We start from the raw sequence: 15,045 nt of genomic DNA on the forward strand, positions 1-15,045 counted from the left end.
GAAGGAGGTCAGGATGACACCGCCCGATACGTCCGGCGTCCTCCGTTCGGCCGTTTCCCGGCCGCCCCTAGACCCGTTCGGCCGTGACGAGGAGGTACTCCGACTCCCAGACCCCGCCCGACCGGGTGCGGGTGAGGAAGTCGAGGAAGGCCGCGTCGAGCTCGGCGGTGCGTGCGGGGTCGTCGGCGACGTTCTTGTAGACCGCGATGGTCGGGCCGTAGGTGCGCTTCCACCACTCGCGGAAGTCCTGCGGGGAGTCGGTGACGTCGAGGGTGTAGCTGCGCCGCTCGGTCCGGAGGTCGCGGACACCCGTGCCGAACAGCTCGGCGACGTGCTCCTCGCTGCCCCACAGCGGGGCGGGCCTCGCGCCCGGCGGGGGCGGCGGGGCGAACGGCTTCATCGTGGCGAAGAGCTGCCCGACGAAGCCCTCGGGCGTCCAGTTGATCATGCCGACGGACCCGCCCGGGCGACAGACGCGCAGCATCTCGGCGGCGGCGCGCTCGTGGAAGGGCGCGAACATGGCGCCCACGCAGGAGACCACGGCGTCGAACTCGCCGGTCTCGAAGGGCAGCTGCTGGACGTCGGCCTCGACCCACTCCAGGTCCAGGCCGCGGGCGCGCGCGATCAGCCGGCCCTGGTCGAGCAGTTCGGGGGTCAGGTCGGAGGCGACGACCTCGGCGCCGGCCTCGGCGGCCGGGAGGGACGCGTTGCCGGTGCCCGCCCCGACGTCCAGGACGCGCTGCCCGGCCCGGACGCCGGCGGCCTCGACGAGGATCGCGCCGAGGCCGGGGATCAGGTCGGAGGCGACCGTCCCGTAGTCGCCGGAGGCCCACAGCGCGCGGTGCTTCGGGCCGATGGTGCGGATGGGGTCGGTGGTCGGATCGGTGGTCGGGGTGCTCATGGTGTCTCCTCGCTCGGTGGTGCCGGTCACGAGGAGCGTGGCGGGGCGGCGTGTGCGGAACCGTGTGCCGAGGAGGATTCGCCGCGGGGCTACCCTGGGTCCGCGTGAGCGCTGTGCTGTCAGGGTCCGTCTTCCCTGCCCTCGAACCGCTGCTGCCGCGGGTGTCCAAGCCCGTGCAGTACGTCGGCGGCGAGCTGAACGCGCAGACCAAGCCGTGGGAGTCCGCCGACGTCCGCTGGGCGCTGCTCTACCCGGACGCGTACGAGGTCGGCCTGCCCAACCAGGGCGTCATGATCCTCTACGAGGTCCTCAACGAGCGCGCCGACGCCCTCGCCGAGCGCTGCTACGCCGTCTGGCCGGATCTCGAGGAGCTGATGCGCGAGCACCGGGTCCCGGCCTTCACGGTCGACACCCACCGCCCGGTGGGTGCCTTCGACCTGCTCGGCGTCAGCTTCTCCACCGAGCTCGGCTACACCAACCTGCTGACCACGCTCGACCTCGCCGGCATCCCGCTGCACGCCGTTGACCGCGACGAGTCGCACCCGGTGGTCGTCGCGGGCGGGCACGCCGCCTTCAACCCGGAGCCGATCGCCGACTTCGTCGACGTCGCCGTGCTCGGGGACGGCGAGGAGGTGGTCGGCGAGATCACGGACGTCGTCAAGGCGTGGAAGGCCGAGGGACGTCCCGGCGGTCGCCGGGAGCTGCTGCTGCGACTGGCGGACACGCCGGGCTGCTACGTCCCGTCGCTCTACGAGGTCACCTACGGCGACGGCGCGATCGCCGCCGTCGAGTCGCTGGACCCGCGGGTCCCGGCGACGGTGCAGAAGCGCACCACCAGCGACCTCGACGAGTGGCCCTACCCGAAGGCGCCGCTGGTCCCGCTGGCCGAGACCGTGCACGAGCGGGCCAGCGTCGAGATCTTCCGCGGCTGCACCCGCGGCTGTCGCTTCTGCCAGGCGGGCATGATCACCCGCCCGGTGCGCGAGCGGTCGCTGCAGGGGATCGGCGAGATGGTCGACAAGGCCGTCCGGGCGTCCGGGTTCGACGAGGTGGGCCTGCTCTCGCTGAGCTCCGCGGACCACTCGGAGATCGCCGACATCACGAAGGGCCTCGCCGACCGCTACGAGGGCACCAACACCTCGCTGTCGCTGCCGAGCACCCGCGTCGACGCGTTCAACATCGACCTCGCCAACGAGATCAGCCGCAACGGCCGCCGCTCCGGGCTCACCTTCGCCCCCGAGGGCGGCTCCGAGCGGATCCGCAAGGTGATCAACAAGATGGTGTCGGAGGAGGACCTCATCCGCACCGTCTCCGAGGCGTTCGCGCAGGGCTGGCGGCAGGTCAAGCTCTACTTCATGTGCGGGCTGCCCACCGAGGAGGACGAGGACGTCCTCGAGATCGCGGGTATGGCGCACCGCGTGATCGAGGCCGGGCGCAGGGCCTCGGGGCGCAACGACGTGCGGTGCACGATCTCCATCGGCGGGTTCGTCCCGAAGCCCCACACGCCGTTCCAGTGGGCGGCGCAAGCCCACCCGGACGTCGTCGACGCCCGGCTGCGCAAGCTCCGCGAGGCCGTGAACAGCAACAAGAAGCTCGGCCGCAACATCGGCATGCGCTACCACGACGGGCAGCCCTCGCTGATCGAGGGCCTGCTCGCCCGGGGCGACCGCCGGGTCGGCGCGGTGATCGAGCGGGTGTGGCGCGAGGGCGGCCGGTTCGACGGCTGGTCCGAGCACTTCTCCTACGAGCGCTGGGTCACGGCGGCGAAGACCGAGCTGGAACCCCTCGGCGTCTCGCTGGAGTGGTTCACCACCCGCGAGCGCGACGAGGACGAGATCCTGCCCTGGGACCACCTCGACTCCGGCCTCGAGCGGGACTGGCTGTGGACGGACTGGCAGGACGCGCTGTCCGAGCGGGAGCAGGACGACTGCCGCTGGACCCCGTGCTTCGACTGCGGCGTGTGCCCGTCGACGGGCGCCGACATCGAGGTCGGGCCGAGCGGCACGACGCTGCTCCCGCTGACGGTGGTGAACCCCGTCGGACGGGAGCTGGGTGGCTGAGGAACCGCAACCGGCCGGCCTGCCGTCGGCCGGCACCCGGCAGATCACCGTCCGCGTGGCGGACGAGCGGGACGTCGAGGCCCTCGCGACGCTGCGCCGGGCCTGGACCGAGGAGCGGGCCGGGCGCCCGGTCGCCGACCCGGGTTTCGAGGCGGCGTTCGCCCAGTGGGCGCGGGTCGAGCAGCCCCGGCGGACCTTCTGGCTGGCCGAGATCGGCAGCGACCGGGCCGGCTGGACGCCGATCGGCTCGATCAACGTCGTCGAGATCGTGCCGATGCCCCGGCCCGGGACGCGCGCGGGCAAGGTCGGGCAGGTGGGCAACGCCTTCGTGCTCGAGGCCTTCGCCGACCGCGGGGTCCCGCGCGCGCTGCTGCAGGCCGTCATCGACCACGCCCGCGACCGGCGGTACCGGCGGCTGATCCTCGCGCCGACGGCCCGGAGCACGACCTTCTACCGGCGCGCCGGGTTCCGGCCGGCGGGGGAGACCCTGCTGGTCCTCGACCCGGGAGCCGGGTAGGACCCGTCAGACGACCCCCCGGTGCTGCAGGTACCGGAACACCCCGATCCCGGGGAGCACCGGCAGCCAGTAGGTCAGCAGCCGCGAGGTGAGGGTGGCGGCGACGGCGGGGGCGGGGGCCACGCCGACGGCGATCATCCCGGCCACGAGCAGCGCCTCCACCGCGCCGAGGCCGCCCGGCGTCGGGGCGATGTGTCCGAGGGTCTGGCCGACGACGAACACCACGAGCACCTCCAGCCACGGGAAGTGCGGGTCGAAGGCGGCCAGGCAGGTGGCCAGGCCGAGCGCGGAGACCACGTGGTACGCCGTGGCACCGCCGAACAGCTGCACGGCGCGCAGCGGCCGCCGGATGGCGCCCCACAGCTCCCGGACGACCTGCAGGCCGGGCCGGACGATCCGCCGCCGGCCCAGCGGCGAACCCAGGAGGAGCCCGGCGACGACGAGGACCCCCGCCACGGTGCCCAGCAGCGGCCAGCCGGTCGGGATCCGGATCCCGCCGAGCGTCCCGGTGATGCCCACCGCGAACACCCCGACGACACAGATCACCGCCGACACGGCCCCGGTGGCCGCCAGGTTCAGCATCGTGACGCCGACGGCCAGCGAGCGCCGCATCCCCAGCTTCTCCATGAAGGCGATGTTGATGGCGAAGAACCCGACGCCACCCGGCGTGGTGCGGCCGGTGAAGGCGGCCGCGACCTGCACCTCGAGCGTGCGCCGGAAGGGGAGGTGGGTGTCGCAGGACCCCAGGAGCGACACGGCCGACATGGCGATCGCGACCATGCCGGTGAACACGGCCAGCGCCAGCCACCACCAGTTGGCGTCCCGGAGCAGCCCGACCGTCTCCGGGATGTCGGCGAGCTGGGGCAGCAGGAGGTAGATCGCCCCGCCGAGGAACAGCATCGAGACGAGGGCGCGCGGGCGCACCGGTGAGGGGTAGCTCGGCAGGGGCCGCCCGATCCGGTCGGCCAGGGCCTCGCGGAGCTCGCTGAACAGGTAGTGACCGTCGAGGATCTGCTCCCGGACGCCGCGGTGCAGGGCGAGCGGCTGCAGGTAGGCCAGGGCCGCCTCGAGCCGGTCCGCGGACAGGGTCCGGTGCGCCGCCTCCACGGTCCGGTCGACGCCGACCAGCGAGACGAGCGTGATCAGGACGTCGGCGAGGTCCTGGGCCAGGAGGCTCGGACCGGCCGCGACCTGGCCGAAGGTGAAGTTCAGCAGCCAGGGGTTTCCCTCGGCGTCGACCAGGATGTTCTCGGCGTGCAGGTCGTGGTGGGCGATGTGGGCCCGGCCCAGGATCGCGACCTGTGCGCAGACCGCCTCGACGAGCCGGTCGTCGATCTCGGTGGGCCGCAGCTCGGCGAGCGGGCGCCCCTCGACCAGGCGGTGGACCAGCAGCGGCGAGCCGTGCTCGATCACGCAGGCCAGCTCCACGTGCGGGGTGCGCACCCCGGCGCCCTCGGCCAGCAGCGAGACGTACGCCTCGTTCTCGACCTCGTGGTGGGTGCTCGACAGCCGGGGGACGTCCTGGAGGTCGACGGTCGCCAGCAGTCGCCGGAACCGGTACCAGGGCCCCGCGCGGCGGTGCAGCCGCTGCACCGCGCGCGCCCGCAGCACGCGCCCGTCCCGCGTCGTGATCGTGAACCGGAGCGGGGCCAGCAGGTGGGGCCGGATCTCCTGGATCGTGGCCGGGCACAGCCCGGCCTCCTCCAGCGTCCGGCGCACGGCCTCCACCGAGGTCCGGCGGCCCGGGGCCCCGCCGACGAGGTGGGAGGCCGAGCCCGCACCCCAGCCGATCACCGCACCGGCGAACACGGCGAGCGGCAACGCGCCCTGGTACACCTCGGCGATCGCGACCGCGATCGCGACGACCCACGCGGCGGAGGCGGCCTTCCTCGGGAGGTAGGGGGCGACGGCGGTGATCAGCGCCGCCGCGACGGCGGTGTGGGTGGCCGGGTAGGCGAACCCCTCCAGCCCCGGGAGGCGCAGGGGGTTGGCGCTCACCGACTCGGGCAGGGTCGCCAGCTCGGGCGGGACGGGCCGGTTCGGGACGAGCCGGTCGAGCCCCGCCACCACCAGCCACGCCACCCCACCGGCGGCGATCAGCTGCAGCGCGGCCCGGACGTACTTGACGTAGAGGGCGAGGGCCGCGGCCCCGGCCACGCCCGCCCAGGTCCCGATCCAGAGCAACCCCGCGGCCACCGGGGCCCATCCGGCGGGCAACGCGCCGATCTGCGCGAAGATCGCCGACTCGACCGGGTTCACGGCCGGCAGGCCCGCCAGCATGGTGCAGAGGGTGACGATCGCCGCGGCGACCACCACGCGCAGGACGTCGCCGAGCCGTCGCCCGACGGAGAAGCGGCGCAGCGCGAGGGAGCGCGCGCGGGGCTTCTCCTCCGCGGCCGGCCCGGCGCCGCCCTCGGGCTCGGCCCCGGCGTCGGACTCGGCCCTGCCGTCGGGCTTGGTTCCGCCGCCGGGACCGGGGTGCTCGGGCCCGGTGCCGGAAGCTCGGTAGCCGGCGGGCCCGCGGTCGGCGGGCTCGGAGCGGGTGGGCTCGGAGCCGGTGGGCTCGGAGCCGGTGGGCACGCCGTCGGTCGGTGCGCGGTCCGGGTCGGCGGGGCCGTCCGGTGTCACGTCCGCGGGTCCGCGGTACCGGGGCCCGGCGCCGTTGCCCGCCGCCGGGTCGTCGCTCCCGTGCGGGATCCGGTCCCCGGCCCGCGTCTCCGCGCGGGGGCCGGACCGGTTCGCTGTCGGTCTCCCGGCCCCGTTCGTCGCCCGCGTCCCGGCGCGGTCCCCTGCGCGGTCCTCCGTGCGGTCCTGTGCCCGCTCGTCCGCCCGCTCGTCGGCCCGTCCGGCCGTCCCGTCCTCGTCCACGCTCCCGACCCCGCCTTCGTCCGCTCCCGCGTCCGGCCCGGTCCTGCGGCGGCCCGGCGCCCGTGCCGACCGCGACGAGTGTGTCCCCGCCCGGGGCGGGGCCCAACCGCGGAACGGGGGGCTCCCTGTCATTGGTTTCGCTTCCGACGTTCGACAGTGCGGTCGCCCTGGCCGGTCCGGCCGGCGTCACGGCTCCGTGACGCGCTGCGCGGTGGCCTGCAAACGAGCTCCACGCCGTGTCCCAGCCGCAGGTCCGGCTGGTGTCATGGCTCCGTGGCGCACTCCGGCCGGAGGTCCGGGAAGGGCCACGGCCTACCCTGGGCGCATGGCTCGAGTGCGACCCGGGGAGGCCGCGAACCCCGCCCCGCCGACCGTGCAGCGCATCCGCGTGCGCTTCGCCAAGCGCGGGCGGCTGCGGTTCCTCTCGCACCGCGACGTGGCCCGCAGCGTGGAGCGGGCCGTGCGCCGCTCCGGTGTCCCCGTCGCGCACTCGCACGGCTTCAGCCCGCACCCGCGGATCTCCTGGATCGGTGCGGCGCCGACCGGCACGGCCAGCGAGGCCGAGTACCTCGAGATCGGCCTGACCCGTGAGGTCGAACCGGAGGTCGTGCGCGCCGCGCTCGACGCGGTGCTGCCCGAGGGCCTGGACATCCTCGAGGCCGTGGTCGCCGAGCCGCCGGCGCTCGCCGACCGGATCGACGCGAGCCTGTGGCGGATCGTGCTCACCGGCGTCCCGGAGCCCGCGCTGCGGGCGGCCGTCGAGGGGCTCCTGGCGCGGGACTCCCTCGTGGTCGAGCGGGTCATGCCGGCCGGGCGGAGGGAGATCGACGTCCGTGCCGCGGTCGTGTCCGCGACCGTCACGAGCTGCGACGATGCAGCCCCGGCCGGTCCGCTCGCGGGTGACGCACCGGGCGGAGTCACACCGGAACCGGCCGCCCCCGGCCCGGACTGTGCGATACTGACCGCGGTCGTACGGCAGACGACACCCGCTGTTCGACCCGACGACGTGTTGGGCGCACTCGACGTTGTCGCAGGCCTGAAGCCGCCGGTGCCTCCGAAGGCGACCCGGATGGCGCAGGGCCTGCTCGACGACCGGGGCCGCCTCACCGATCCGCTCGGTCCGGGCCGGGTCACCGCCCGGGCCTGACCGCCGCGGAGCGGTGCCGCCGCCGGCCCGGGGTGGGCCGGACGGACGCGGCGTCGAGTACCGCCGAGCGACCAGGATTGCCCGGCCCGCACCGCGGGACGGGAGAACGCGTGAGGCCCCTGCGCGGCCGCCCTCGAGGGGCGCCCGGGGGCGAAGGAGTTGAATGTCGATCAACGATGCGCCCGCCGGGGGTACCGGCGGGCAGTTCTCCGTGTCGGAACTGCCGGAGAAGCTGCGCGTCCATGCCCTCGCCCGGCTGATCGGGCGGACCAGCAAGGAGGTGCTCGCGGCCCTCGCCGACCTCGGCAACGCCGCGCGCAGCGCGCAGGCCGGCGTCGACCGGAAGACGGCCGAGCAGGTCGTCACCGTCCTGCTGGGCGAGCAGGCCGCGAGCGGGACCGCTCCCGAGGCCGGTACCGACACCCGGCCCACCGCGCCGGAGTCGGACGCGACCGAGGAGACGGCGGCCCCGGAGACGGTCGAGGCCGCGGAGGCCGGCCTCGCGCAGGAGACCACCCCGTCCGCCGACGGTCGCCCCGCCGCCGAGCAGCCCGCCCCCGAGCAGCCCACCGAGCAGCCCGCCGCGGACACCCCGACGGACGGCCCGCTCTCCCCGGTCTTCGCGCCGCCCGCCCCGCTCTTCCAGGCCCCCGAGCCCGACACCGCGCCCACCCGCAGCCGCCGGCGCAGGGCGGCCGCCGAACCGGCCGAGGCCGACACCACCGCCGAGCCGGCCGCCGAGGACGAGGTCACCCCCAAGCCCCGCCGCAGCCGCCGTCGCTCGGGCAAGGCCGAGCCCGAGGCCACCGACGAGGCGACCGGGACCACCGACGCCACCGGCACCGCCGACGTCACCGGGGCCGCCGCGGAGGTCACCGAGTCGGCCGACACGGCGGAGGCCGCCGACGAGACCGACACCGCCGACACCGCCGACGAGGGCGACGACGAGGCCGCGGGCCGCCGCCGTCGCCGCCGCGGCCGGCGTGGCCGGGGCCGGGGCCGTGGGGACAACGGCGAGAGCGGCGAGGACACCGACCTCACCGACCTCACCGACGCCACCGACGCCACCGACGGCGGGGACGGCGGGGACGGCGCTGCCGACGACACCGAGGCCGAGGACACGGACGCCGAGGCCGACGAGGACACGGACGAGACGGACGACGCCGAGGGCGAGGCCGGCACGCGCCGGCGCCGGCGCCGCCGCCGTCGTCGCGGGTCGGGCGAGGCCGCGGACGAGCGCGGCGAGGACGACCCGCCGAACACCGTCACGAAGGTCCGTCAGAGCCGCGAGAAGGACCGGGACCAGCGCGACTCCGGGGACGACGGGGTGCAGTCCGTCCGCGGCTCCACCCGGCTCGAGGCCAAGCGCCAGCGCCGCCGGGACGGCCGCGACGCCGGCCGCCGCCGCCCGCCGATCCTGTCCGAGGCCGAGTTCCTGGCCCGACGCGAGTCCGTCGAGCGGTCGATGGTGGTCCGCCAGAGCGGGCCGCGCACGGAGATCGGCGTGCTCGAGGACGGCGTGCTCGTGGAGCACTTCGTCGCCGGCGGCGGCAACGGGTCGCCCGGGCAGAACGCGCCCGCGTCGATGGTCGGCAACATCTACCTGGGCCGCGTGCAGAACGTGCTGCCCAGCATGGAGGCCGCGTTCGTCGACATCGGCCGCGGCCGCAACGCCGTGCTCTACGCCGGTGAGGTCGACTGGGACGCGGCCGGGCTCAACGGCAAGGCCCGCCGCATCGAGCAGGCCCTGAGCAGCGGCGACAGCGTGCTCGTCCAGGTCACGAAGGACCCGGTCGGGCACAAGGGGGCCCGGCTGACCACGCAGATCAGCCTGGCCGGCCGCTTCCTGGTCTACGTGCCGAGCGGCGGGGCGGCGGGAATCTCGCGCAAGCTGCCGGACGTCGAGCGCAAGCGCCTCAAGGACATGCTCAAGGAGATCGTCCCGGCCGACGCCGGCGTGATCATCCGGACGGCGTCCGAGGGCGTGAGCCACGAGGCGCTGGAGCGCGACGTCCGCCGGCTGCAGGCGCAGTGGGAGGTCGTCAAGGAGAAGGCCGAGAAGACCGGCCCGAAGGCGCCCAAGGCCCCCGCGCTGCTCTATGAGGAGCCGGACCTGCTGGTCAAGGTCGTCCGGGACCAGTTCAACGAGGACTTCTCCTCGCTGATCGTCTCCGGCGACGACGCCTGGGAGACCGTCTCGAACTACGTCTCGCACGTCGCGCCGGAGCTGGCCGACCGGCTGCACCGGCACGTCGGGCCGAAGGACGTCTTCGGCGAGTACCGGATCGACGAGCAGCTGCTCAAGGCGCTGGACCGCAAGGTCTGGCTGCCCTCCGGCGGCACGCTGGTGATCGACCGGACCGAGGCGATGACGGTCATCGACGTCAACACCGGCAAGTTCACCGGCTCCGGGGGCAACCTCGAGGAGACCGTCACGCGGAACAACCTGGAGGCGGCGGAGGAGATCGTCCGCCAGCTCCGGCTCCGCGACATCGGCGGCATCATCGTGATCGACTTCATCGACATGGTGCTCGAGGCCAACCGGGACCTGGTGCTGCGCCGGCTCACCGAGTGCCTGGCGCGGGACCGCACGCGCCACCAGGTCGCCGAGGTGACCTCGCTGGGCCTGGTCCAGATGACCCGCAAGCGGGTCGGCGGCGGGCTGCTGGAGCACTTCTCCATACCGTGCGAGCACTGCCGCGGCCGGGGCGTGATCGTCTCGACGGACGGCGAGCACGTGCACCCCGTGAACGACGCCGGCACCGGCACCGGGGGCGAGAGCGGCGGCCGCAAGCGCGGCCGGCGCCGTGGCGAGGACCGCGACCGCACCGAGCACGCGCCGGCGTCGGCGTCCGCGCCGAACGTGCGGAGCGCGGCGGCGGCCGCCGCCGAGATCGTGGCGGCGGCGCGGCACGCGACGAGCGAGGCCGCGCCGGTCCCGGTCGCGGACCTGGAGGAGACGGACACGCCCGCGGGGACCGTCGGCTCGGCCGTCGGCACCCCGGCGAGCGAGGTCATCCCGGCTCCGGTCGCCGACGCCCCCGAGGCGCCCGCCGGCATGGACGAGCCGGACACCGGCCGGCCCGCCCGTCGGCGTGGGCGGCGACGCGCCGAGCGCCCGGCCGGCAGCTCCGGCGGCGCGGAGGCCGTCGTCGTGACGGCCGAGGTGCCGGCGGAGGAGCCGACGGCTCCGGACACCCGGCCGGAGACCGCAGCGGCCGCGTCGACCGCCTCGGCCCAGGCGGGCTCCGCGTCCGACTCCGCGTCCGACTCCGCGTCCGACTCCGCGTCCGACTCCGCGTCCGACTCCGCGTCGGACACCGCGTCCGACACCGCGTCCGACACCGCGTCGGACACCGCGTCCGACGCCACGTCCGACACCGGACCGGCTGCTACGTCGACCGCGTCGACCGCGTCGGCCGCGTCGACCGAGGCCGCCGCGGCTTCGGAGTCGGCCCCGGAGTCGACCGCGGAGTCGACCCCGGCCGCGACGGCGAACGGGCACGCGCCCCGGACCCCCGCTGCTCCGGACACCACCGGTGTGAGCGGGCCCACCGGGACGTCCGAGACCCCGGCCAGGCCGGAGAAGCGCCGGCGGGTGACCCGCTCGGCCGGTGCGCCGAGCACGGCGGCCGAGCCGGTCGTCGTCACGGCCCCGCTGCCCGAGACCGGGTCGGCACCCGCGGCCCCGGCGGCACCCCCGCAGCCGGAGCCCGCGAACGACACGGCCGTCACCTCCCGCCCGCGCAGGTCGCGGCGGGCGGCGTCGCGCCCGGCCGGTCCGCCAAGCGAGGGGGACGCGGCCGGCACGGTCACCGTCCCCGTCACCTCCTCCGTCGGGGCCGGCACGCAGGGCGGTCCCGCCGGATCGGCCGGGGGGGACCCGGTTTGACCCTGCGATTTCCCCTTCCGTACCCTGGGAGTCAAGGAGCCGCGGCCCTGGTGCCGCAGCGTGCGCCCCGTGCTGTGTTCACCGGGATTGGGCGCCCATGAGTCCCCCCGAGAGTTTCAGGAGTCGTGCGTCAACGATGTACGCGATCGTCAAGACCGGCGGTAAGCAGTACAAGGTGGCCGTCGACGACGTGCTGACCGTCGAGAAGATCGACGGTGAGCCCGGCGCCGAGATCAGCCTCCCCGCCGTGCTGCTCGTGGACGGCGACAAGCTGACCACGGACGCGGATGCGCTGGCCAAGGCCTCGGTGACCGCCACGGTCGTCGAGCACACCAAGGGCCCGAAGATCCGTATCCACAAGTTCAAGAACAAGACCGGGTACCACAAGCGTCAGGGCCACCGTCAGCCGCTGACCAAGGTCCAGGTCACCGGCATCAGCGCGTAAGGAGACCTGCGCCATGGCTCACAAGAAGGGTGCGTCCAGCTCCCGCAACGGGCGCGACTCGAACGCTCAGCGGCTGGGCGTCAAGCGGTTCGGCGGCCAGACCGTCAACGCCGGCGAGATCCTGATCCGCCAGCGCGGCACCAAGTTCCACCCGGGCGACGGCGTCGGCCGCGGCGGCGACGACACGCTGTTCGCGCTCGTCGAGGGTGCCGTCCAGTTCGGTCACAAGCGCGGCCGCAAGGTCGTCAACGTGGTGCCGGTCGAGGCCTGAGGCCCGACCCACCGGTTTCGCGCGCGGCGGGCCACCCGGGGAGCAGCCCCGGGAGGTCCGCCGTTGTCGTGTGTAGAGGAGTGGTCAGACATGTCGCGGTTCGTCGACCGGGTCGTCGTGCACGCCACCGCGGGGGCGGGCGGCAACGGCTGCGCGTCGATCCACCGTGAGAAGTTCAAGCCGCTCGGCGGTCCGGACGGCGGCAACGGCGGCCGGGGCGGCTCGGTGGTGCTCGTCGTCGACCCGGGTGTGCACACCCTGCTGGACTTCCACCACCGCCCGCACGCCGTCGCGAAGAACGGCAAGCAGGGTCAGGGCGGATTCCGGGCCGGTGCCAACGCCGAGGACCTCGAGCTGCGCGTCCCGGACGGCACCGTCGTGTTCGACCAGCGCGGCGAGGTCGTCGCCGACCTGGTCGGGCCGGGCACCCGGTTCGTCGCCGCGGAGGGCGGGCGGGGCGGGCTCGGCAACGCCGCGCTGGCCTCGCAGGCGCGCCGGGCGCCCGGCTTCGCGCTGCTGGGCGAGCCCGGCGAGTCCCGCGACCTGACCCTCGAGCTGCGCTCGATGGCGGACGTCGGGCTGGTCGGCTTCCCGTCGGCCGGCAAGTCGTCCCTGGTCGCGGCCCTGTCCGCGGCCCGGCCGAAGATCGCGGACTACCCGTTCACCACGCTGGTCCCGCAGCTCGGCGTGGTCACCGCCGGGGACGAGGTCTTCACGGTGGCCGACGTGCCCGGCCTGATCCCCGGGGCCTCCGAGGGCCGCGGGCTGGGGCTCGACTTCCTCCGGCACATCGAGCGCTGCTCGGTGCTGGTGCACGTCGTCGACTGCGCCACCTTCGAGCCGGGCCGCGACCCCGTCGCGGACGTCCAGGCCCTGGAGGACGAGCTCGCCCGCTACACCCCGGCGCTCGGCGGCGACCTCGCCGACCGGCCCCGGCTGATCGCCCTGAACAAGATCGACGTGCCCGACGCGGCGGACATGGTCGAGATCGTGACCGCGGACCTGCGGGATCGGTTCGGCTGGCCGATCTTCCCGATCTCCACCGCAAGCCGGAAGGGCCTGCGCGAGCTGGCCTTCGCGATGGGCGAGCAGGTCGCGGCGTACCGGGCCGCGCAGCCCGTGCTCGAGCCCACCCGGATCGTCCTGCGCCCGCAGGCCGTCGACGACGCCGGGTTCACCGTCGAGCCGGACCCGCAGCTCGAGGGCGGGTTCCTGGTGCGCGGCGCCCGGCCGGAGCGCTGGATCCGGCAGACGAACTTCGACAACGACGAGGCCGTCGGCTACCTCGGCGACCGGCTCGCCCGGCTCGGCGTGGAGGACGCGCTGGCGGAGGCCGGCGCCGTCCCGGGCTGCCCGGTCACGATCGGCGACGTCACCTTCGACTGGCAGCCCAGCACCCCGGCCGGGGTCGCCCGCGTCATGTCCGGGCGGGGGACGGACGCCCGCGTCGAGGGCGGGTCCGCCCGCGTGTCGGCCGCCGAGCGCAAGCTCGCCAGGCTCGCCCGCCGTCGTCACCTCAGCGACGCGGAGCTGGCCGCGGGCGCGAGCTACGCGCACGAGGCCCGCTGGACGAACGACGCCGTCGAGAACGGGGACGACGAGGAGCTGTTAGAGCTCGGCGACGACGAGCTGGAGGTCTGGGAGGACGTCGACGACAAGGACGGCTCCCCGTGACCCCGTCTCCCGCGAGTCGGGCTCTCGGCTCCGGTGAGTCGCGCCCCGGGATTCACGGGGCGGCGCGGCGCGCGGAGCCCACAGCCCGACTCGCCCGACCCCACGGCGCGACCCGCGGGTGGTCGCGGTGACCGCCACGCGCCGCCTGCTCGGCGACGCCCGCCGGGTCGTCGTCAAGGTGGGGTCGTCGTCGTTGACCAGCCTGGCCGGTGGTCTCGATCCCGCCCGCCTGCACCGGCTCGTCGACGCGCTCGCCGCCCGCCGCGCCGCCGGGTCACAGGTCGTGCTGGTCAGCTCCGGCGCCATCGCGGCCGGCCTGGCCCCGCTCGGGCTGGCCCGCCGCCCCCGGGACCTGGCCACCCAGCAGGCGGCCGCGAGCGTCGGGCAGCTGCAGCTCGCGCACGCCTACTCGGCCTCGTTCCTGCGGCACGACCAGCGGATCGGGCAGGTCCTGCTCACCGCGGACGACATGATCCGCCGCTCGCACTACCGCAACGCCCAGCGCACCCTGGAGCGGCTGCTGGGGCTGGACGTGATCCCGGTCGTCAACGAGAACGACACCGTGGCCACGGACGAGATCCGCGTCGGGGACAACGACCGGCTCGCCGCGCTCGTCGCGCACATCGTCGGCGCCGACGCGCTGGTCCTGCTCTCGGACGTCGACGGGCTCTACGACGGCGACCCGCGCCGCGCCGGCTCCACCCTGCTCTCCGAGGTCGACAGCCCCGCGGACCTCGAGGACGTCATCGTGGCCAAGCCCGGCTCGGGCAGCCTCGGCACCGGCGGGATGGCCACGAAGATCACGGCGGCCGCGATGGCCTCGGCCGCGGGCATCCCCGTGCTGCTCGCCGCGGCGGACGAGGTCGCCGACGCCCTCGACACGGACGGACCCAAGATCGGCACGGCCTTCCGGGCCTCCGGCCGGCGGATGTCGGCGCGGCTGTTCTGGATGAAGCACGCCGCGGACGTCCGTGGCCGCCTGGACCTCGACGCGGGTGCCGTCACCGCCGTCGTCGAGCGGCGGCGCTCGCTGCTCGCGCCCGGGGTGCACGGCGTCGACGGCGACTTCGTCTCGGGCGACGTCGTGGACCTCGTCGGGCCGCACGGCACCGTCGTGGCCCGCGGCGTGGTGAACTACGACGCCGCCGAGCTCCCCGGCATCATCGGCCGGCGCTCGAGCGACCTGCCCCGCCACTACCGCCGCGAGATCGTGCACGCGGACGACCTCGTGCTGCTCTGACGCGGCCGCGGAGCGGGGCTCGCGGGGCGC

10 protein-coding genes are annotated in these 15,045 nt (G+C 75.1%); 8 read left to right on the top strand and 2 right to left on the bottom strand.

Annotated elements, in window-relative coordinates:
- Nucleotides 1-67: 67 nt before the first annotated feature.
- A complete protein-coding gene (locus tag ABD990_RS02735) occupies nucleotides 68-901 on the bottom strand; it encodes a class I SAM-dependent methyltransferase (RefSeq protein ID WP_345378086.1) in 834 nt (277 codons plus the stop codon).
- Between the two features lie 113 nt (nucleotides 902-1,014).
- On the opposite strand from ABD990_RS02735, the gene ABD990_RS02740 reads away from it, so the two are divergent.
- Both ABD990_RS02740 and ABD990_RS02745 read left to right on the top strand, forming a co-directional pair.
- Entirely contained in the window at nucleotides 1,015-2,961 is a 1,947-nt protein-coding gene (locus ABD990_RS02740) for a TIGR03960 family B12-binding radical SAM protein (RefSeq protein ID WP_345378564.1), read from the top strand.
- The gene (locus ABD990_RS02745) at nucleotides 2,954-3,478 is read left to right on the top strand and encodes a GNAT family N-acetyltransferase (RefSeq protein WP_345378087.1); all 525 of its coding nucleotides are present in this window, start codon (nucleotides 2,954-2,956) and stop codon (nucleotides 3,476-3,478) included. Before ABD990_RS02740 ends, ABD990_RS02745 begins: the two co-directional genes overlap by 8 nt.
- 6 nt (nucleotides 3,479-3,484) lie before the next feature.
- Here ABD990_RS02745 and ABD990_RS02750 read toward each other — a convergent pair whose 3' ends face one another.
- Entirely contained in the window at nucleotides 3,485-6,346 is a 2,862-nt protein-coding gene (locus ABD990_RS02750) for a lysylphosphatidylglycerol synthase domain-containing protein (RefSeq protein ID WP_345378088.1), read from the bottom strand.
- Between the two features lie 325 nt (nucleotides 6,347-6,671).
- On the opposite strand from ABD990_RS02750, the gene ABD990_RS02755 reads away from it, so the two are divergent.
- The 6 genes from ABD990_RS02755 to proB all read left to right on the top strand — a co-directional run bounded on the left by ABD990_RS02755 (nucleotide 6,672) and on the right by proB (nucleotide 15,015).
- Complete coding sequence (locus ABD990_RS02755) at nucleotides 6,672-7,493, top strand: TIGR03936 family radical SAM-associated protein (protein WP_345378089.1); 822 nt, start codon at nucleotides 6,672-6,674, stop codon at nucleotides 7,491-7,493.
- Nucleotides 7,494-7,656: 163 nt separating this feature from the next.
- Nucleotides 7,657-11,385, top strand: a complete 3,729-nt coding sequence (locus ABD990_RS02760; RefSeq protein WP_345378090.1) for a translation initiation factor IF-2 N-terminal domain-containing protein — start codon at nucleotides 7,657-7,659, stop codon at nucleotides 11,383-11,385.
- A gap of 136 nt (nucleotides 11,386-11,521) precedes the next feature.
- On the top strand, nucleotides 11,522-11,830 hold the full coding sequence (rplU, locus tag ABD990_RS02765) for a 50S ribosomal protein L21 (RefSeq protein ID WP_345378091.1): 309 nt from the start codon (nucleotides 11,522-11,524) through the stop codon (nucleotides 11,828-11,830).
- A 13-nt stretch (nucleotides 11,831-11,843) separates the two neighbouring features.
- Complete coding sequence (gene rpmA / locus ABD990_RS02770; protein WP_037043345.1) at nucleotides 11,844-12,101, top strand: 50S ribosomal protein L27; 258 nt, start codon at nucleotides 11,844-11,846, stop codon at nucleotides 12,099-12,101.
- A 90-nt stretch (nucleotides 12,102-12,191) separates the two neighbouring features.
- A complete protein-coding gene (obgE, locus tag ABD990_RS02775; RefSeq protein WP_345378092.1) occupies nucleotides 12,192-13,775 on the top strand; it encodes a GTPase ObgE in 1,584 nt (527 codons plus the stop codon).
- 127 nt (nucleotides 13,776-13,902) lie between these two features.
- Nucleotides 13,903-15,015 (top strand): glutamate 5-kinase, encoded by a 1,113-nt coding sequence (gene proB, locus ABD990_RS02780; protein ID WP_345378093.1) that lies wholly within the window; start codon nucleotides 13,903-13,905, stop codon nucleotides 15,013-15,015.
- Nucleotides 15,016-15,045 lie beyond the last annotated feature (30 nt).

This window comes from Pseudonocardia yuanmonensis (assembly GCF_039542425.1).
Lineage (GTDB): Bacteria > Actinomycetota > Actinomycetes > Mycobacteriales > Pseudonocardiaceae > Pseudonocardia > Pseudonocardia yuanmonensis.

Bases quoted from the DNA above. Each gene is read 5' to 3' on its own strand.
- ABD990_RS02755 (WP_345378089.1), top strand. From the start codon at position 6,672: ATGGCTCGAGTGCGACCCGGGGAGGCCGCGAACCCCGCCCCGCCGACC.
- obgE (WP_345378092.1), top strand. From the start codon at position 12,192: ATGTCGCGGTTCGTCGACCGGGTCGTCGTGCACGCCACCGCGGGGGCG.
- ABD990_RS02760 (WP_345378090.1), top strand. From the start codon at position 7,657: ATGTCGATCAACGATGCGCCCGCCGGGGGTACCGGCGGGCAGTTCTCC.
- ABD990_RS02735 (WP_345378086.1), bottom strand. From the start codon at position 901: ATGAGCACCCCGACCACCGATCCGACCACCGACCCCATCCGCACCATC.
- rplU (WP_345378091.1), top strand. From the start codon at position 11,522: ATGTACGCGATCGTCAAGACCGGCGGTAAGCAGTACAAGGTGGCCGTC.
- rpmA (WP_037043345.1), top strand. From the start codon at position 11,844: ATGGCTCACAAGAAGGGTGCGTCCAGCTCCCGCAACGGGCGCGACTCG.